Origin of the sequence: Chryseosolibacter indicum (assembly GCF_018598585.1) — a bacterium.
Taxonomy (GTDB): domain Bacteria; phylum Bacteroidota; class Bacteroidia; order Cytophagales; family Cyclobacteriaceae; genus Chryseosolibacter; species Chryseosolibacter indicus.
Genome location: NZ_JAHESD010000014.1, coordinates 16,156 through 35,928 on the forward strand (window position 1 = coordinate 16,156; position 19,773 = coordinate 35,928).

18 protein-coding genes are annotated in these 19,773 nt (G+C 39.4%); 4 read left to right on the forward strand and 14 right to left on the reverse strand.

Annotation, left to right across the window (positions count from 1 at the left end):
• The first annotated feature begins 152 nt into the window (after positions 1 to 152).
• Complete coding sequence (locus KK060_RS08530) at positions 153 to 554, forward strand: response regulator (RefSeq protein ID WP_254153291.1); 402 nt, start codon at positions 153 to 155, stop codon at positions 552 to 554.
• Positions 555 to 607: 53 nt separating this feature from the next.
• On the opposite strand, the gene KK060_RS08535 is transcribed toward KK060_RS08530, so the two are convergent.
• Positions 608 to 1,468 (reverse strand): 5'-methylthioadenosine/adenosylhomocysteine nucleosidase, encoded by an 861-nt coding sequence (locus tag KK060_RS08535; RefSeq protein WP_254153292.1) that lies wholly within the window; start codon positions 1,466 to 1,468, stop codon positions 608 to 610.
• Positions 1,469 to 1,482: 14 nt separating this feature from the next.
• Entirely contained in the window at positions 1,483 to 2,757 is a 1,275-nt protein-coding gene (locus KK060_RS08540) for an NCS2 family permease (RefSeq protein ID WP_254153293.1), read from the reverse strand.
• 139 nt (positions 2,758 to 2,896) lie between these two features.
• On the opposite strand from KK060_RS08540, the gene KK060_RS08545 reads away from it, so the two are divergent.
• On the forward strand, positions 2,897 to 3,382 hold the full coding sequence (locus KK060_RS08545) for a nucleoside deaminase (RefSeq protein WP_437124572.1): 486 nt from the start codon (positions 2,897 to 2,899) through the stop codon (positions 3,380 to 3,382).
• 17 nt (positions 3,383 to 3,399) lie between these two features.
• Here the strand turns inward: KK060_RS08545 and KK060_RS08550 are convergent, their stop codons facing one another.
• From KK060_RS08550 to KK060_RS08570, 5 genes are all read right to left on the reverse strand, one after another.
• Complete coding sequence (locus KK060_RS08550; protein ID WP_254153294.1) at positions 3,400 to 4,710, reverse strand: galactokinase; 1,311 nt, start codon at positions 4,708 to 4,710, stop codon at positions 3,400 to 3,402.
• Entirely contained in the window at positions 4,710 to 5,723 is a 1,014-nt protein-coding gene (locus tag KK060_RS08555) for an inositol monophosphatase family protein (RefSeq protein ID WP_254153295.1), read from the reverse strand. The genes KK060_RS08550 and KK060_RS08555 overlap by 1 nt, the downstream gene beginning before the upstream one ends.
• Positions 5,720 to 6,763: a galactose-1-phosphate uridylyltransferase gene (gene galT / locus KK060_RS08560; RefSeq protein ID WP_254153296.1), complete on the reverse strand. Its 1,044-nt coding sequence runs from the start codon at positions 6,761 to 6,763 to the stop codon at positions 5,720 to 5,722. The genes KK060_RS08555 and galT overlap by 4 nt, the downstream gene beginning before the upstream one ends.
• A 500-nt stretch (positions 6,764 to 7,263) precedes the next feature.
• Complete coding sequence (locus tag KK060_RS08565) at positions 7,264 to 8,376, reverse strand: Gfo/Idh/MocA family protein (protein WP_254153297.1); 1,113 nt, start codon at positions 8,374 to 8,376, stop codon at positions 7,264 to 7,266.
• A gap of 166 nt (positions 8,377 to 8,542) precedes the next feature.
• On the reverse strand, positions 8,543 to 10,645 hold the full coding sequence (locus KK060_RS08570; protein WP_254153298.1) for an FUSC family protein: 2,103 nt from the start codon (positions 10,643 to 10,645) through the stop codon (positions 8,543 to 8,545).
• Positions 10,646 to 10,960: 315 nt separating this feature from the next.
• On the opposite strand from KK060_RS08570, the gene KK060_RS08575 reads away from it, so the two are divergent.
• Positions 10,961 to 13,231, forward strand: a complete 2,271-nt coding sequence (locus tag KK060_RS08575) for a tetratricopeptide repeat-containing sensor histidine kinase (protein ID WP_254153299.1) — start codon at positions 10,961 to 10,963, stop codon at positions 13,229 to 13,231.
• 564 nt (positions 13,232 to 13,795) lie between these two features.
• Here KK060_RS08575 and KK060_RS08580 read toward each other — a convergent pair.
• From KK060_RS08580 to KK060_RS08610, 7 genes are all read right to left on the reverse strand, one after another.
• Positions 13,796 to 14,038, reverse strand: a complete 243-nt coding sequence (locus KK060_RS08580; RefSeq protein WP_254153300.1) for a hypothetical protein — start codon at positions 14,036 to 14,038, stop codon at positions 13,796 to 13,798.
• Between the two features lie 46 nt (positions 14,039 to 14,084).
• Complete coding sequence (gene uvsE / locus KK060_RS08585) at positions 14,085 to 15,008, reverse strand: UV DNA damage repair endonuclease UvsE (protein WP_254153301.1); 924 nt, start codon at positions 15,006 to 15,008, stop codon at positions 14,085 to 14,087.
• 224 nt (positions 15,009 to 15,232) lie between these two features.
• Positions 15,233 to 15,640 carry an EVE domain-containing protein gene (locus tag KK060_RS08590; RefSeq protein ID WP_254153302.1) on the reverse strand — a complete coding sequence of 136 codons (408 nt, stop codon included), beginning with the start codon at positions 15,638 to 15,640 and terminating at the stop codon, positions 15,233 to 15,235.
• 127 nt (positions 15,641 to 15,767) lie between these two features.
• Complete coding sequence (locus KK060_RS08595) at positions 15,768 to 16,325, reverse strand: hypothetical protein (RefSeq protein WP_254153303.1); 558 nt, start codon at positions 16,323 to 16,325, stop codon at positions 15,768 to 15,770.
• Between the two features lie 124 nt (positions 16,326 to 16,449).
• Positions 16,450 to 16,776 (reverse strand): hypothetical protein, encoded by a 327-nt coding sequence (locus KK060_RS08600; RefSeq protein WP_254153304.1) that lies wholly within the window; start codon positions 16,774 to 16,776, stop codon positions 16,450 to 16,452.
• A 129-nt stretch (positions 16,777 to 16,905) separates the two neighbouring features.
• Positions 16,906 to 18,354 (reverse strand): sensor histidine kinase, encoded by a 1,449-nt coding sequence (locus tag KK060_RS08605; protein WP_254153305.1) that lies wholly within the window; start codon positions 18,352 to 18,354, stop codon positions 16,906 to 16,908.
• 75 nt (positions 18,355 to 18,429) lie between these two features.
• Positions 18,430 to 18,942: a hypothetical protein gene (locus KK060_RS08610; RefSeq protein WP_254153306.1), complete on the reverse strand. Its 513-nt coding sequence runs from the start codon at positions 18,940 to 18,942 to the stop codon at positions 18,430 to 18,432.
• Between the two features lie 366 nt (positions 18,943 to 19,308).
• Here KK060_RS08610 and KK060_RS08615 point away from each other — a divergent pair, with 366 nt between their 5' ends.
• Positions 19,309 to 19,707: an SPW repeat protein gene (locus KK060_RS08615; RefSeq protein ID WP_254153307.1), complete on the forward strand. Its 399-nt coding sequence runs from the start codon at positions 19,309 to 19,311 to the stop codon at positions 19,705 to 19,707.
• The last annotated feature ends 66 nt before the right edge of the window (positions 19,708 to 19,773 follow it).

Here is a 19,773-nt window from a genome sequence, read left to right on the forward strand (position 1 = left end):
TAGTAAACGGTAAAAAAAACAAGGCTTGTTAAAAATATTCACTTTAATTCACTTATTTCGGGCCGACAATTTTGAGTACTAGTAATACATGAAGAAACAGTTTTGATTACAAAGCATACTTCACCTAACCGCTTTATTCTTTCTAAGATTATATGACAATACTTTACGTTGAGGATGATCCGGATGATTGTGATTTGTTTATTGAAGCAATAAACAAAGTAGCAGAATCTAGAAATATTAATTGTCTGCTGGCTTCCGATGGAGAGGAAGCACTGGCGAAATTGATTGATTTTCCACAGAATCCGCAGATTATCTTTCTTGATATAAATATGCCACGGATGGATGGAAAAGAACTTGTTGCTGAAGTAAAGAAAAGGGAGAAGCTTAAAAATATTCCTATTGTTATTTATTCAACAACAGTAACTACATCTGATATGCAATTTTTTAACAGGCATGGAATATTTCATTTCTTTAACAAGCCCTCTGACTTTGATCAGCTATGTGACAGCCTGAGATACATCTTTAATTTAAATCTGGAGAAGATAGTGTCTTAAGTGAACTTAGTTTTGTTTCAATCACTCTTAAAAGTTTATAACGAATCAAGGCATTACTTTGCGATTGATTTAACAATAGCCATTACCAAGCTAGCAGAATTGTTTGCTGCAACCTGATAAAAACTCCGGATATCGTGTGATGCCTTGGTATTGGCATTATCGCTAATACTTCTAATTACAATAAAAGGCTGTTTCTGTTGATAACACACCTGGGCTACCGCAGCGCCTTCCATTTCAGTAGCCTCCGCATTCATCCTGGTTCTAAGATGCTCTGTAGTTTTTTCTGAGGAAACAAACACATCGCCTGTAACAATAATGCCTTTAATAACTTTAGGTATACGAGCATCGTGGTTTATGGTAATCTGTTCTAGTTTTATACTTTTACCAGCTTCTTCGGACAGAAGAATTAACATACTGTCGCACTTGAAGTATACAGGATTTTCAAGCATGGTGGATGGGTTCCGTGTAGGCCTTACGATCATACTATCTGGTGTGACAGTACCATAATCATGGTGTGCTACTTTTGATCCTATGACCAGATCTCCGGGAGAGAGTTCCGGATTAATACCTCCTGCAATGCCTGTAAAAATAATCTGCTGTGGTGAGAAGTGTTCCACCATCAAGGTTGTTGTGATTGCTGCATTTACTTTTCCTATTCCTGTCTGTGCAATTACTACCCGTCTATTGTTAAGTATCCCTTCTATAAAAAGGATATTTTGAATTGAACGTTCTTTTTTTTGTTTTACCTGTGTAAGCAGAAGGTTAATTTCATCAGGAAATGCACCGAGAATTCCGGTGATGTCATTGTAATTTCTTTTTACAACACTTTTGTTGGAAGAGTTCAATGGAACCTGAGAAACAGAGACATTGCAATAGAAAGCAGTAAGGATGAAGAAAAAGAGAATTTTAATCATGATACCAAATATTGTTATTCAATAATTAAAGCGATAATAGAAAATGCATTTATAATCCACATTGCTGGAGATATTTCGTTACTCTTTCCTGATATCGATTTAAGCAATGTCCAGCTGAGAAAACCCCAGATAATACCCTGGGTAATAGAATAGGTGAAAGGGATTAGCACCATAGCAAGAAAAGCAGGGATTGCCTCGTCCCACTGCGTCCAATTTACTTTAACAATGGGAGCTATCATAAATGCGCCAACAAGTACTAAAGCAGGAGCGGTTGCTATAGCAGGGATGGCTGCAAGTAGCGGAGACAAGAATAAAAATGGAAGAAATAGTACGGCGCCGATAATTGCAGTAAGTCCTGTTTTACCTCCAGCTTCTATACCCACCGCCGACTCGATATAGGCAGTACCAGGACTTGTGCCTAATAAACCGGCGATTGTGGTAGAAACAGCATCAGTTACCAAGGCACGTTTGATGTTTTGAGGTTCACCGTTTTTATCAAGTAGGTTTGCCGCTTCTGACAGTCCCACTAAGGTTGAGAGACTGTCAAACATATCAGTAAAGACAAAAGAGAAGATTACTGGCACTAACGACCATTGGAGAGCGTCAATAAAATTCAATCTGAAAAGTAAACTGAAATCGGGGGACGCTGCTACGCCTTGCCAGTTTACTATAGTGGAATCTCCCCAAAGCCTTCCCAGCGGGTATGCGGCAATAGTCGTGCAAAGTATTCCTAACAACACGGCGCCCTTTACACGTTTTGTTATTAAAATAGCAGTAAGGGCTAGTCCCACCAGAAAAGTTATTAATACAGGATTTAGTTTACTCGCGCCTACAACTGTAGCAGGGTTTGATGTAATGAAGCCTGCGTTGATGAACCCAATGAGTGTGATGAAGAGTCCAATGCCTGCAGCAATTGCATGCCGCAGCGGTTTAGGAATAGCTCGCACTATCTGTGTTCTGATATTGAACACAGATAGTACCAGGAAGACGATACCAGACCAGAAGACAGCGCCTAAGGCAGTCTCCCAAGGTACTTTCATACCTATAACAACCGTGAAAGTAAAGAAGGCATTCAGCCCCATACCTGGAGCAACGAGAACGGGATTGCCCGCATAGAGTCCCATCATTAAGCTACTAAAGAAGGCCAAGAGCACCGTGGCAGTTAGTACAGCAGAAAAGGACATTCCTGCTTGACTAAGAATAGAAGGATTTACAACAATGATATAGGATGTGGCCAGGAAAGCTGAACATCCGGCAATAACTTCGGTCCATGAATTTTTATTCAGCATGACTGAGACTAAAAGAAAGTATTAAAGTGCATTTTATTTAAGAAAGAAAAAAGCCTGGATACATGAGATCATTCAGTTCGGCCTTTAACTATTATTGCATATTGCAGAACTTTAACAGAATGGTTATTTAATTGGAAACATGATGGAGCCTACAGAAGAAGACTACAAATATATTCAGTTGGCAGTTGAACTTGCACAACAAGGTGTTTTGAATAATGTGGGAGGTCCATTTGGAGCAGTGGTAGTAAAAGATGGAGAAGTAATTGGACAGGGAAGTAACAAAGTTACATCTACCAACGACCCTACGGCGCATGCAGAGGTTGTAGCTATCAGGGAAGCCTGCCACTTCCTTCAGAGTTATGAGCTTTCAGGATGTACGATTTATGCTTCCTGTGAGCCATGTCCTATGTGTCTCGGAGCCATTTATTGGTCAAGACCGGATCGCATTGTTTATGCCTGTAATCGCAGAGATGCCGCATCAATTGGTTTTGATGATGATTTCATTTATACAGAGATAGGAGTTTCTCCTGATCAAAGGAGCATACGTGCCACCGAATGCGGTCGTGCCCTTGGACTTAAAGTATTTGAGCTTTGGATGAACAAGCGCGATAAGATTGAATATTAGCCTACATAATCCTGGAATTATTCAAAGAGAACCAGTGACTTATTGTACTTCTGCTTAAGGAATTGATGTAGGTCCTTTACTGACTTACTTCCTTCTGATCCAAAAGCAAGAATACAAACTGTACCACCACTGCCTCCACCGGTGATCTTAGCTCCATAAATTCCCTGGCTGAATTTAGTTCGCGCAAGTTCAACGATCTCATCTGTTTTTTCAGAGCCTAGCCCGCATTGCGAATAGCTGTGATGTGCCTGATACATTAATGTGCCTAGTTTTCTTAAGATATCCTCAGTTACATTATCATCAGTGCGTATAGTGAGAAGAAGATCATGGAAATGGTTAACCCTTTCGTTTTCATAAACCGGGTGGCGCGTGCAGTTCAGCACGTGATATGTTTTATCGGGGTCTACCTGAGTAACATGATCAATTGTGCTTTTATATTTTTGAAGAAAGTCACCGCCATTTAGTTCTTTAGGCAACAAGCTCTCGAACTGTTGTTGAAAATCACTTTGTTTGATGTTGCACAAATATCCGTGAAAAGGAAGCCCGTGACGTTCTCCTGATTCTCTTGCATTTATCAGCGCTTCAGGTTTAGTACCCAATTGATGAGCAATTATGGAGTAACCCATAAATGCAGCACAACGTACGTCCGTATAAGATGATCCGCCCACGGCGTGGCGAACGCCACTATCAATGCCGAAGAAATTAATACCTTCAGGAATGCTGATGGGTGCTTCTGTTTTATCGGGTTGGCAGAGAATAGGCAAAAGCTTGTCTGCCGATCCAAAGTAAGAGGCAAGCTGGTCCATAAGACCGCATGGAGCTCCTACAATTAAGTTCTCTACTTTTTGTGCTAAGACCGGTAATTCAGTGCCATGAAAGGAAACAGAAAAAGCTTCAGCAAGTGCTTTCATGGTAGCAACTTCCAGTGAAGCTGATGAAGAAACTCCCTTCCCTAAGGGAACAGAAGAATGGATAAAAAAGTCGCCGCCTTTGAAAATGATATTTTTCTCCTTTTGAAGTATCAGCGCGCATCCGATGATATAGGCGATCCATGAATCAGCAGCAGAGGCATTTAATTTGATCCTTGCGTATTCGTAATCTACCTTTCCATCTTTTAGTAAAGATGCGTAGTCAAGAGAAGCTTTTAATACATCGCCCGAAGACGTTTGGCTGGTGAAGTTACATTGATAATCTGATCTAACAGAAAGAGACACTTCCGATTTCTCGCCAATACATTTTTGCAACACCAACGATCCTGAATAGTCAGCTATTCCACCCATAACATCCAATCGGCCGGGGGCAATACCTCGAAATACTTTTGATTGCATTAGAGTAAATTGTACTTCTTCATTAATGATTGAACAATGGGAAAGACTTCGTTGTAGATATGTCGGTTGGCAAAACCCATCCAATCTACTTCCGTAGACAAATTTAAGGGTACATCCAACGTTTTTCCTTCTCCGTCCGTAATTATGATGCCTGCTTCTGCACCGATAAGGTGGGCGCATACATCGTAAGGATGACAAACATGTCCGCCTTCTTTACCTTGGCTCTTCAGTAACTTATAAAGCAGTCCGCGGACATCGGCAATGAAACGGTCATGTCCATTTAACAATTCAAAGAGTTGTCCTCCACTTGAGATATATTGATCTTCGAAAACCAATGCCTTTCCTCCTGGATTATTTGGCTTAATTGTCTGGATCAGTTCATCTTCAATTTTAGATAAGATGTCTCTACCCGGGGGGAAGAACCTAGCAAACTGAGCAAAGCCACCAATAATTGTTTTTGCGGAAGAGGGCTTCAGCTTTTTTTCTTTAGATTCTCCATTGATCAAATTATGCGTTTGGGCAAAGGCACCCTTACCTTTGACGGCCCATAGTACATCTGCAAGGTACTGTTTTGTTGTGGGCAGTTCTACCATCGCTGCTACTTCAACATCTTGCAGCGAAGTGCTTTCTCCTTTATTAGGGGCAATGCCGGCAAGAAAAAAAGCAGATCTTTTGTTGTACATAATCCCCCGAGTGCCATCAATGGGGTCAATAATAACTTTGTATTTTGCTTTTTCGCGATCTGAACCTAAAGGAAGGACAATGCCATTACTATCTTCACCAATGCCTTCTGCCAAAACGATAAATCCTTCTGCTGCTGATGCATACTTTTCCAGTATGGGAATCAGGATATCTTCTACCTCACGATCGATATGGTAAATGGTATCTTCCTCTTTCTCGGCATGAACAGCGCTAAGGACTTCAACATCTGTTGACTTTAATGACTCATAAACTTTGGAGCGCACGGCGCTGCCGGCTTCCAGTAACATTTCAGTTAGCTTTTGGTAAGTCATTGTTCTTCTGTATAATTAGCTAAATCTATTTTATTTAGTTCTGCAGCTTTTTCCTCGGGCATTGTATCGGCCATAAAATTGCCGCCGCCGATTTCCGGCCCAGCCAGATACTTTACTAAACCGGGCTGCCTGTAAGGAGGTTGAAGCCAAATATGCATCCTGAAATTATTGTATTCTTGTCCGTCAACCGGTGCCTGCATGAGAGACATAACGTACGGAAAGTTCATGTTATAATTCATATCGAGCTTACGCACCACCTCGTGAAAGACCTGAGCAAGATCACGCAACTCTTCATCTGTGAGGGAAATGAGTGAGGCATGTTGTGCTTTCGGGAAGATCATAACTTCGTATGCATATCTGGCAAAGAAAGGGATGAAGGCAATCGCGTTCTTATTTTCTGCAATAATCCGAACTTTATCTTTTTGTTCGCAGGTGATGATATCCTCAAATATATTCCTCCCTGTTTTTCCCTTATGCTTCGTGGCAATGGCAATCTGTTGTTCCACATACTTAAAAACAAAGTCAGTGGCATAAATCTGGCAATGGGGGTGGGGGTTACTTACGCCCACAGCTTCCCCCTTGTTTTCAAAGATGAGTACGAATTTTATTGCTTGGTCACTTAAAAAGTCTTGCATCTGACTTCTGAAAGCTTTGAACACAGTAAAGACACCTTCCAATTTCATCTGCGAAAGCGTAACATTATGCCTTGGATCATAGCAAACAACACGGGCTTTGCCCTTGGCCGATTCCTTTTTGTATAAATCATTTTCGATGCCGTCTACGGAAGGCGCAGTCATTCCAACAACAGGATGATCATTATCAAAAATAAAGACGTCTTTATAAGGTGGATTGTTCTTACCACTAACGCGGGCGTTACCAGGGCAGAGATAGCATTTTGGATCATACTCAGGTGCCGGTTTTGGTTTGATCAGATCAGCACCCTGCCATGGGCGAGCGTTTCTATGAGCTGAATATACGACCCATTCTTCTCTTAAGGGATGCCATCGCTTTTCCCATTTTCCTGCAAAAGGACCTTCCATTTTATAATGATTAGTAATTATTGATGCTACAAAGTATAAATTTTAAATAATAAAAATAGGTGTATGCTAAAGTGTGCATTTTTTTGTCCTCCGTCAAACCTAAATTTCTTGGTTCGCTTTTCCGCATATCTTTATTCCTGCAATTAGATGTCAGTTACAGATAATATCCTAAATATTCTTATTAATAGGGTACCAGCGTTTAAAAGAAATATCAACATTAAAGTAAAGTTATCCTCCTGGTATTCGTTTAACAAGCCCGGTTACTATCCGTGAAATATAGCAGTATTGTTTGACGTAAAGTGAGTAAGGGATGATGGCGAATATCGCAGTTAAATGCAAGAATGAATGTTCTAATTTCTGAACCATAGGTACTGATGAACAATAGGCTAAAATGCACAAATAGTATGAAGCAAGCTAAACTAGAATAGCAATTATTCGACGAGAGTATTTGTAATATATCTCTACGGTGCAAATATTTTCAATAATCTTCTTTATGGTATTTATAACTTCAAATCTACTTTTTTTCCCAGTCTAACGGCTTGATATATTGCATCAATAATTTTAAGGTCCTTTAAACCTTCTTCTCCATCTACTGGTACCACTGGTTTTTTATTCTGAAGAATGATGGCTGCCATTTCATCCATCTGAACCGTTTGATGTGTAATATGAGGTTGATTTAATTCACCCACATGTGTGCGGCCTTTAATTGGTCCATAACCTGTAGCAGGCTGCAGTTCTGCAAATCCCTTTTCTCCGTTGAGGAAAAAGCGGTCAAGGTTACTCATGGCGTATGTAGAGAGACAAGAAGCCACTGCCCCGGAAGGGAAGCCAAGCTGAAACTGTATAGTTTCATCAACACCTTCTTTAAATTTCTTAGGGTCGGTTTTTGTTTCCTGTGCAGTAACCCAAACAGGTTCTTCCCCAACCATATACCTTGCACCATTGACTGCATATATACCAATATCCATCATTGCGCCACCACCTGCAAGTTTCTTGTCCAAGCGCCATTGGTTTGGATCACCTATTCTAAAACCTGCAAGTCCCTGGAAAAATAACACCTTTCCAAGCTCACCATCGCTGCGCATGCGGATGATCTCTAACGTCTTTGGCTCAAAATGCATTCTGTATCCTATCAGTAATTTTACGTTGGCCTTTTTACAGGCATCTACCATTTCCTGACCTTGTATCGCATTAATTGCCATCGGTTTTTCGCAGATCACATGTTTGCCAGCTTTAGCAACCCGTATTACCTGATCGTGATGAAGTGCATTCGGAGTTATAACATAAACTGCATCAATGTCGGGGTTATTTTTGATGTTATCGAAATTCTCATAGTTATAGCAGTTCTTTTCCGGGATGCCGAACTTGCTTTGCCAGTCTTTTATTTTGGCAGGGGTGCCGCTGATAATCCCTGTTAATTTTGCCATCTTACTTTCCCTCATAGCTTCGGCAACACGTGTACCGTAACTTCCGAGGCCCATGATAGCCACACGAAGGACTGGTCCCTGATAGTCAGTTATATTTATTGCTTCAGTAGGTTGGACAGTTGACATCAGGGGAAGTGTGATCCCTGACATCGCTATTTTATTAAGAAAATCTCTGCGTGTGCTCATGGTATGTGGTGTAATTATGCAGGGATAATATTGGAAAAATGTACGTTTTGAACAAGTGGTTATCGTAGGTCTTAATAATTCTTTTGGTTATGCATATTCATTATTCCTGTACTGTCGGTTATATAGGATTAAAATACATATAATTTAAATGGTTAAAACCAATATATTATAGTGGGGTACGTATCTTTTTTGTGATGCCTCTGATGTCCAGGGCTATGGAATAAATAACAGAGGCAGTAGATACCGGAGGATATGTTTTTGCGGGACTTCGCGTTGCGGAAGAAGGAATAGCATTCAGGTTGTCGATGGCCTCTTTAGTTACCGTAATAATCTCATTCTTAAAATCATCTCGCTGAAGTACATTTATATCTTTCTCTGTTAATGCGGAGATGCTGCTTGTAAGTGTGTGTGTAGCAATAACAAACTGGTGGACAAGACTTGTTTCTTTTGCATTAAAAGGTTCAGTGAGCATCTGCTGAAACGAATCAGATAGGTTTGTAAGCGTAACAATGGCTTCCCTACGGGCTTCATCGTAAGTGATTGTATTTGCTTTCTTTTCACCAAGAAACATCCATGTTTCGTTGAGGTACGCAATATTGCTTTCGAGAACATCCTGCATTAGTGTTTTGATGTTTTTTCTTTGCCATACGGGGAATACAAAACGCGAGGCAAGGCCGGCGATGATAGAGCCAATTACTGTGTCTACTAACCTGACACCAATAAGTTCTCGGAAAACCTGGGGGTTAAGAAAGTGAAATGTTATGATCACGTACACTGTTAAACAGGTAACAAAAGCGAGGTAATAGATGCGAAGGAAGCTGTAGGCAAGAAGCATGCTCAGCACCATTAAAATAAATAAGACAGTATTGTTGGAGGTGATTAACAGCAGACCTGCAGCGATTAGAACACCGGCTAATGTCCCCACTACGCGTTTGATATTACGCTTTCTGGAAAGATTATAGCCTGGCTTAAGGATGGTGATTATTGTTAACAGCACCCAGTATGTATGACTTAAAGAGAGAAGAGAGGATACCAGGTACCCGACAAGCATCGCTATGGTTATTCTCAAGGCAAACTTGAACTGGTTTGACTTGAATGAAAGGTTCTCCTTTAGCAAAGACAAATTAAAATTAATAGAAGAGCCTGCTGATATTTCAGGTACTTCTTTTGCATCTACCTGTGTCTGAGTTCTAGTATAAAGTGCAATTTTAACAAGACGATTGAGAATTGTTTCAATATTGTTGGCCGTTTGTTCTATCGCGGAAAGTGCATTGTGTTGCTCTTCACCTATCAGCTTCTTTTTCTTTTCATTAATCTTCTGCCTGAGCAGGTCGAGATCTACTTTACTAACTGAAAGTTTTTTCACTTCGTTACCCGCCTGAACCATCAACCCCAGGTATTCTATCTCAGCTACGGTTTCAAGAATTACCTTATAAAACGCATGGAGGATATCCGTATCATCAAGATGTTGACGCAGTAGTTTATAATCCTGGTAAGCATACATTGTTTCTTCAAACATGTCGGTTGCCTCTACGTAAATCATCATCATGCTTCGGCTTTTCGGACTGGGATCACCAACAAATTGTCTTGTTTTGAAAAGAAGCTCCCTGATATGATTTTGAATGTTCAAAACATTCACCTGCTCGTGCATTACTCGATTAAAAGATTCTTCAAGATCAACGGAAGTTTTATAAAAGCCAGCACGTGCGCGCAGGTAATCTGCAATTGACAGAAGATATTCACCAAGCCCCTGTTCAACAAGTCGGTAGGGTTGAAGACGATAGAGAAGCATGCTGAAGGATGTATACCACAAGCCACCAGTTGCAGTAAGAAGCACACCTGATACCAAGCTGGTCTGATGCGTCTGAGGGGACATATTCAGAAGCATGATAACCAAAGCCAACGTGCCAACGGAGCCTGCACGAGCACCATAAATACCGATGAGTGTAAAAATAAATGAGAAGAGTACTACTTCTCCTAATAAGAGAACCGTATAGTCATGAGAAAGAATGGTTAAGGCAACTACAGCTGTGTTAAGGGTAGTAGCCACTAGCATACCATTCCTTCTGTGATGAATCGGTCCCGGAGTATCGGTAAGACTCACGAACAGCGATCCTAGCAGAAAGGGTATACCTACGGGAAGCCAATTGTTAAAGGCAATAACGAGCATAGGAATTAGCACACCTGTGGTAATGCGAACGCCCGAGTTCCAATACTGACTGGTAACAAATTTTTGTATTTCTTTTAAATAATCCTTCCCGCTTAACATGGCAGCGAAAATAACTGATTTGAACTATCATCAAAGGTCCGATTATCAAGAAGTATTTCCTTGAGTACTGCTGGTTCGACATTTTTTAATTTAAATGGCATCGATACGATGCAAGAGGGGCAAAATTTCAGTGACTGAAAGCAGGCAATAACTAGCACCATTCGTGCTAATCGTTAGTCGTTCCACTTTTTAAAAGATAATCTAATATATAATCCATTCACACCGTTAGCAACTTTTATATGGCAATATACGTGTAAGACATCCAGATGCTCTCGTTTTTAAATATAAACCCCAATAGATAGTACTTAACCCCCTATGTCTACTATTATTTCAAAATTGAGAATCTCACTTCTCTTGTTATTCTTACTTCATTTCGTCAATATCAGTTATGGACAGCATAAGTTGGATAGTCTTAAAGCTGCAGCTATTCACTACATTACCCAAGATACGTTACGCGTAAACACCCTTATAGAGTTGTCGGAGCAATACTATTGGGCTGGCAGTTACGAGCAAGCACTGGAGGCAAGCAAGTCAGCACAAACGTTGGCACACAGAATTAAATTTGAAAAAGGAGAAGGAGAAGCTTGGTTGACTTCAGGCCATGCTTATTTGAGAAAAGGTGAATACGATAGTGCGCTTAATGATCTTGATAAAGCAGAAGCAATTTTTCTTAAAGTAAAAGAGCATCTAAAATTAGCAAACACCTATTTATACAAAGGACAGGTGAATGACCTCCTTGCTTCCTATTCACAAGCACTGAACTATTATAAACTTGCCAAAGACGTTGTTGATCAGCATCCTAATGAACAGATGCTGGTAAAGATTTTAAACAGCTATGGAATAACTAATTATAACAAAGGAAGCTACGAGACAGCGCTTGACTATTATCTACAAACGCTTAAAAAAAGTGAGCATTTCTCCGATAAGATGTATTATGCTTCAACATTAAATAACATTGGTGTTGTACATGTCACCCTGAACCAATATGATGAAGCTTTAAAATATTTTTTGAAGTATCTTGAAACAATGCGAACGTTGGGCCGGAAGCAGAATATAGCGGTAGCGTTACTCAATGTAGGTGAGGCCTATATTAATCTTGATAACAATAGGCAGGGCATACATTATCTTGACAGTGCATTATTTATATACAAGGAAATAAATGATAAAAGAGGCATTTCATTAGCCAACAGTAACCTGGGCGATGGTTACAAAAATCTAAAGGAATATGCTATTGCAGAAAAGCATTACAAAGAGGCGATAGCAATAGCGACGTCTATTAAAAGCGAAGAGTCGCTTGTTAAAGCCCTCATAGGTGCCTCTGAACTTTACCTTAGTACTGGAGACAAGCAAAAAATGACAGGTGTGCTTGAACACGCTACCAATACTGCGAAACGTATTGGCTCTGTATTATGGCTTGAGAAAGCATATTTATTAAGGTCTAAATTGGATTCAGCAAACGGTGACTACAAAGACGCTTATTTGGCATATAAGCAATACGCTTCCCTTTCTGATAGTTTGTTTAATGAACGAAAGAGCCAGCAGGTAGCTCAAATGCGCGAGCTATTTGAAAGTGAGAAAAAGGACAAAGAGATACTTTTATTGCAGGAGGCAAAGAAACTTGAAGAAGTAAAAGCTTCCGGCAATCAAAGAATATTAGCTCTATCTGTTGCCTTCCTCGTGCTTATCATTGCATGCATTTTATACTGGGTTTATCATAAGTTTCGTCACACGCTTATCCTTGAACGGAAGAACCAAAAGATTTTGTATGCCTATAAAGAACTGAAGATACTGATGGATAGGGTTGAGTTGCAGAACAAGATGCTGGCGGCGAAAAATGAAACATTAGAAGATCTTCACCGTGAGAAAGACGGACTAATAGGAATTGTAGCTCATGATTTACGAAGTCCCCTTAATAAGATAGCTGGCCTTGCTGAGATATTAAAGGAAAACCAGCGATTAAACTCTGAAGATGGAGAAATAGTAAAGATCATACAGAAAGTATGCAAAGACGGAAATGGACTGATCAGAGACCTTCTCGACATCAATCAGTTTGAACATTGCGAAGAGCTTAATGTTTCCTCTGTAGACATTAAAGAGTACACTCAAAATCTTGTAAATCACTATTCTCATCAACTGAAGCGCAAAGCATTAAACCTTACGTTGAATTGTAAGACCGATCTAAACCTTGTAACCGATATTGGATACCTTACACGCATTCTCGACAACATTCTGACCAATGCTATTAAATTCTCACCATTACATCGCAATATCTACTTCACCATCTCTTCTGAACATGAAGGTATGGTAAAAATGATCATTCGCGACGAAGGCCAGGGATTTCATTCAAAAGACCTTCCGTATCTTTTTAGAAAATTTAAGAAGTTATCGGCTAAGCCAACAGCAGGTGAAAGTTCTACAGGATTAGGATTATCTATTGTAAAGTCCTTAACCGAAAAAATAAAAGGTACAATACGCGTAGAAAGTGAATGGGGGAAAGGTGCGACATTCATCCTTGAGTTTCCCCGAGAAATTTCGCTTGGTATGTCGTCTACCCATGAAACTGTAGCCCTAAGTGCCGAAAGGTAGCGGGGAAGGCAATTAGCTGGTCTAATGCGTTAATTTCATGCTCTTTTATGTGTTTTAATACACTCACAATACACTGTCCATACTTCAGGTATACTTAGAGCATACACTCAGCATACATCAAGAATACTTCATTCGGCAGAACAATTTCTGAAAATAAAAGATAATTGGGCTTAGAAGAGGCATTGCTGGCTGACTAGTACTAACTATAAGGGATACTCCCTAGAAGGATATAACTACCTATTTTTCATGGTCTCACCCTTCAAAGTAAGGATTTTGATAAGATAAAATACAATGAAAGGTAAAACATTGTTTGGGGGTTGAAATTAATCTCATACATTTATGGCAGTACGGTTTTTAGAGAGGGTCTTTATCCGTACCAAAGTTATATCATTAACTTTCAAGAGCAGTAGTACCAGATGGGTATTACTGCTTTTCTCTTATTAATAATAAGGCATTGGTTAAATTAAGCAGGGCGCATCCTGTCATCATCAGATATAGAAGGCATCATTCAAGGTTATTTCCGTCGCAGGATCAGTTCGAATATGGAAAAGGAGGGAGGGTACTTCAAATGATTCTGGATTCCGAATACAAATCATATACAGCAATTAATCGTTCACGACTGGATGACAATTTGTATTGTCCGATTTCATCGCGGCGCTCTGCGTATACCGGTTGATATGATGATTCAAATTCGTCCCAGACAATAAATAAGTAATTATATCCGATTTTGCTCAATCTGCCATTTTCTAACCAAAGGTTAAAAACTTCTTCATCAAGAGCTTTAGGAAAGTCAGGGCCATCAAACATGGATCAAAAGTAAAAAAATTGAGTAAGTTTTTTTGGTTCGCGGAGTTTAAGCCATTACTTTCTTAAGATTAACATTGTATTCTTTTTTATACCTTGCTACTGCCTTTTCCTTAGCTTTTGCTTCAAGTACTACGTCAACATCGACGTTATATCGCTGCATATACTGATAAATGTAGTCTGCATGGGCTACGTTTGCCGCGTTTTTATCTTCATATTTTCTTTTAGAACTTGAGTAATGGACAATCGGTGTAATGTATTTAGGCCAAGTATTTACAGCAGCTTTAAGTGCTTCCTCTTCTGCTAAGCCTCCAGTACAGAACTGATGGTGAAAGTAATCAAACACTATGGGTATGCCGATACGTTCATGGATAGCAAGCAAATCTTTTATAGAGTACATGTTCACTTTGTCATCATTCTCAACTGTGAGTCTTGTTTTTACGCTTTCTGGGAGTTTGAGATAATTGTTGCAAAACCGATCAATTGCATCTTGTTTGTTGCTTACGGCACTTCCAACATGGATGTTGATTTTTGCGAAGGGTGTACGCGGCAAATTCATCAAGTCCATGATTTCCCCATGTTGCCGCAGGTCTTTAATCGTATTGTTTAGAACACGATCACTATTTGTTGCTAAGACATCAAATTGGCCCGGATGGAAAGTCAGCCGAAGGCCATATTCACGAGCTTTTTCACCAGAACGTGCAAGAATCTTTGCTATTGCCTCGAAATCGGGTAGATCGCGCAGTTCGTATTCGCTCATCCAAGGAAACATATCACTACTTAGTCTATAAAGCAAAACGCCGTTTTCAATGTTCCAATCTATTATTTTAGCCAGATCAGAAACATTTTTTAAAGCTAAAGCGGAAGCATAACTAGGTCCCTTTGACTCAAAGGTTCGCTTAACCATACTTCGATTGACTTGAATACTCTTTTCCGAAAGACTAATATTGATACAGGCATAACCAATTCGCATATTCTTTTTAACTCTAAAACCTCCAAAGTCCTTAATTGGTTTAGCTGCTTAAAAGCTCAAAGGATAGTTGTATTCCCAGTTTAATTTCGTATCTTACTAGACTTTCTATAATGTCATTCTAGCTCAAAAGGTCCGCTAATCCCTTTAACCAAGGGCAGATCATGAATTTTATAAACCTTACGTATAATTTATATTATGTTAAATAGCTTTATTTGCTCCTTGCTTTACAACCCACCCATCTTTAAAATCTTCTTATATTCCTTTTCTTTAACGGTTCCTACCGATAATCTAGAGAGTCGAACAAGATCCATGTCTTTTAAGGTTGGATCAGCTTTAATTTCGGCCAGCGTTACGGGCTTGGGCATTGCTTTAACAGGTTTGAGATCAGCCACCACCCAATTGGTGTCTATGGTTGTCGGATCCTGATAAGCCTCTTTTATCACTTCTGCTATGCCTACGACGGCAAGGCCTTCGTTGCTATGGTAAAAAAGCACATGATCTCCTTTTTTCATTGCTCTCAAATTGTTACGGGCACCATAGTTTCGCACTCCGTCCCAAAAAGTTTTACCATCCTTAACAAATTGATCCCAGCTATACTTAAACGGTTCTGATTTTACGAGCCAGTAATTCATTGTGCATTTTCAATTAGCGCGGCGAAGATAAAAAATACCGGCATTTCACGCATCTGATACAGGCCTTCAGGTTTTATAAATTACGCATTTTTGATCCCTCTAACATTAATGAATGGCTATCTTGGCACTATGGTACACAGGCTAGAAACAAGCTGGCAAATATCACATTAAACGGAATTAAAGCCAGCATATACACAGTAGCATTTAAAAAGAAAGTTCTTTGGTTATTTAGTCTGCTGCTGGTATCTATTCTCTCACCATAGTTAATGCACAATGTCATTAATAGATTCTTTTTCTGAGTTTCTCTCGTAAACCCTTCTATCAGTTCACTTTTAAACAACACTTCGGGTGGTGAGTATCGCTTTTGCAGATGATCATAGGAATTAATGCCCTTAAAAAGTAGTATGGCTACTGTTAATATACACAATGGTATAGACATGCAAGCAGCAAGATAAAGGGCTGATATCTTCTCGGAGCACACCGTGGCGTATACCAATAACCCTAATAAAGCTGCTAGTGCTATTCCTAATGTTGTATATGCTCTTTTAGTAAGGTTTTCTCCCCTTTCTGCTATTTCACTCAGAAACTTGTCACTTTGCTCCATCGTCAACTGAAGAAAACTTGTATCCAGTTTTTCAATGTTCTGAGTAAAGTATTCTGGTAACAACCATGTCTTACTTGTCATAATTCAACTATTGTAGTTAACTACAGGCAAAATTTCCCGTACTCTCACGTGTTAATATATAACAAAATAAAAACGCTCCTTTATATGGAGCGTTTTTTAAATGTTGTATCAAATATCAAAAAAATTAGTAGTAAGATAAGGCTTCCTGACTTTCGGCCTCATAAGCACGATAGACCTTTTCATACTTTGAATGAAAGGCACAGGCACTTTTTATATCGCTTAATCTTAAGCTATTTGTATTAAGGTGCAAGCCGGTTACATCGTAAGGTTTTAATTGAACTGTTACCTCATAATTAAGAGAGATGTTTTCTACGGCAGTAATAAATATTCCTGCTCCCAACGCAGGACTACAAATTCCTACTACGTTCCCAAATTCTTTGCTGTGAATAAGAAGTCTTAAAATTTCTTCGGATGCACTGGTAAATGAAAGTTCAGGTTTGTTCTGTTCCATGGTAAGTAGTAATTAAATCAGGTAAATCTTGAAGTGCCAATCGCACTAACGCATTATTAGCAAAAAAATTATGCCTGCTAATATGATAACAGCCCTGCTAACCAAGACCCGGGAAATAATCGCTACTTATTAATCAGGTAGGGTAAAATAAAAGGTAGCACCTTTATTCACTTCCGCTTCTGCCCATATTTTTCCACCATGTCTGTCTATAATTCGTTTCACCAGAGCAAGCCCTACACCTGTCCCTTCAAATTCCTCCTTTTTATGAAGGCGCTGAAAGACACCGAATAGTTTTTCAACGTAATTCATATCAAAGCCTACACCATTATCTTTAACCTTGTACATCACTTCCTCCCCTCTTTGTTCGCTTGTTATTGAAATAAACGTTTCTGCTGTTTTACGGGAATACTTTAACGCATTTGAAACAAGATTAATCCAAATTTGACGTAGCATATTAATATCTCCTTTACAGGGAATGAGGGATTGAATGTCAATTTCTATTTTTCTGTTTTGTTCCTGCGACAGCAGTTCGGAACAGATTCTTCGTACTTCTTCATCTGTATTAAACCTTGTCTTTGTCACCGGCACTTTAGATGTCCTTGAAAACTCAAGAAGATCATCAATCAGTTGGCCCATGTATTTTGCATTCTTTGTTATCACCTGTATAAGGCGCTTGCCATTGGCGTCCAACCGCGGATTATAATCCTCCTCAAGTATTCTTGTATACCCGTCAATAGCACGTAACGGTGCTCGTAAGTCATGAGAAACTGAATAGGTAAACGCCTCCATCTCATGGTTACTGGCGTTTAATTGTTCTGTTCTCTCTTCTACTTTTCTTTCAAGTTCCAGATTAAGCTGTCTTACTTTTTCTTCGCTTTTCAAAAAATCTCTTTCACGAAGGATGAGCTCTTTATTCATTTCTTCTACACCTTTAGTCTTTTCTTCAAGTTCTGAATATAACTGCTTAAGCTTTTGTTCCGCACGCTTCTTCTGCCCTATTTCATCCTGTAGTCTCGCGTTAAGTGCTCTCAGTTCTGCTGTTCTTCCTTCTACCATTTTTTCAAACTCCCTTGCGCTTTTAAATTCCATTATCTGTGGTATAACTTTAAGTAACGCCACAGCCGCAATGAGTGATACAATGGCCGTTGCTATTGTAATGATTATCCAGGTTTGATGAGAGGGGTTAAGGGAGCTGGATGATTGCAACAGAAATATAAGACCAACCATCAGGAATAAGATCACAAAAAGCAGTAATGAAAACCTGAGAAACGCAGACTCAACTTTGTGCTTTAAAATAAAATAGAGGATGGTAACGGATATGATAAAGAATGACAACGCTATCGCCAGATATAAAGCACTACCCGATGAAACTGATGTAATGGACTTAGCGATGTCGTTTGTAAGTATAGTTGCTGTTACAACTTTAAAGGGACCTAATGCAACATCAGGTTGATGTTGCCACATCATTTCCGCTGTCAGTAAGTACCCTATATTATTTTTTAATCCACCTGTAAGAATATTGCCGTAAAGAATTGTAATTATTAATACTGGTAGTAAAGAAAAACCGGCTCTGATCATCGTCTTAGCATTTCAAAGGATTACAAGATCCTGAATTGAAATTAATAAAAACAATGACTATTCTGCAATGTATTTTCAGTAAGTCAACCTCCTTTGAGCTATTGTTGTATCTAAGCCGCAAGCTTCATTGACAAGTGTTTGAATAATTTTGAGAAGTATTTCACTGCGCGCCTGTGAAAGCAAGTTGTTTGTGTTTTCAATCTGCTCGAGCAACATCAGGTAGCGGTAAAGTTGCTCCCGAAGCGTACCTCTTACCTGGTCGTTGTTCAGGTTACTAAATACCCTGTTGGTACTGTTTAAACTATTTAAATTGATGTAAGCACAAAGATCTTCTTTAATGTGGGGAGATAAGAAAGCAACCTGGCTCTCCAGAGTACAGAAGTGCACATCCTTCCCTTCGTCCAATTGCTGTAATGCAGTCAGCATGAATTCATTTACATCGTTAATAAAAGCAAATGTTTCAATAAAACGTTGATTGGGGCACTGTTCATTAGTCAATTCATTAAATTCATCACACCAACTGTCCATGATAGCATAAAGACTAATTAGGCGAGACGTTATATCAGATATCGTTATATTTAAATTCATAGAGAAGGTTCAGTTAATAAAAAAGCCCGGGTTTTGCCCGGGCTTTTTATATGGTTAGGTTTATATCTTTCATAGTATTACCTCACACCAAATCCCGGACATAATAGTTGATGTCAAAGCGTTCGCTTTGTTTCATCAAAATATTCTTGGATTTAATTGTGATCATCATGTAACAAAGGTAGCGTAAAATTCAGAATAACATACGTTCTCTCATATGAAATTTTTGCTGCTAATGCATTACTTATTTAACTGTTTGTTAATCCACAACTTGGAAATGAGGTGAAGCATAACCTCCTCAAGCAACTACTACAGGTCAGATGGCATAATTGTTTGAACGAAGAAGATGCACTTAAAATGAAAATGTTTATGAAAGTAATTCCAACAAGAGTTCATGGGGTATTAGACTACCTCGTGGGCATTTTCCTGATAGCCGCTCCGTGGCTTTTAGGTTTTGCAGGGAATGGCGCTGAAACATGGGTACCAGTAATATTAGGTATAGGTGCTATCCTGTACAGCCTTATGACCAATTATGAATTAGGTGCATCGAAGATGCTTTCAATGCGTACGCATTTGAATATGGATCTTCTCTCTGGTGCTTTTCTTGCAATATCTCCTTGGTTGTTTGGTTTCAATGAGTATGTTTATCTACCTCATTTGTTGCTGGGTATTATGGAGATCGGCGTAGCTTTATTAACTGATCCTGTTCCGGCACATGCAACCAATAATAGTGTGCTTACAGACAGGCAACACAGGCACGCTCACTAAAGACAAGTTTATCAAAAACAACGAAGCCGGGATTTAGTCCCCGGCTTTTTTTGCTTTACGCCGCAT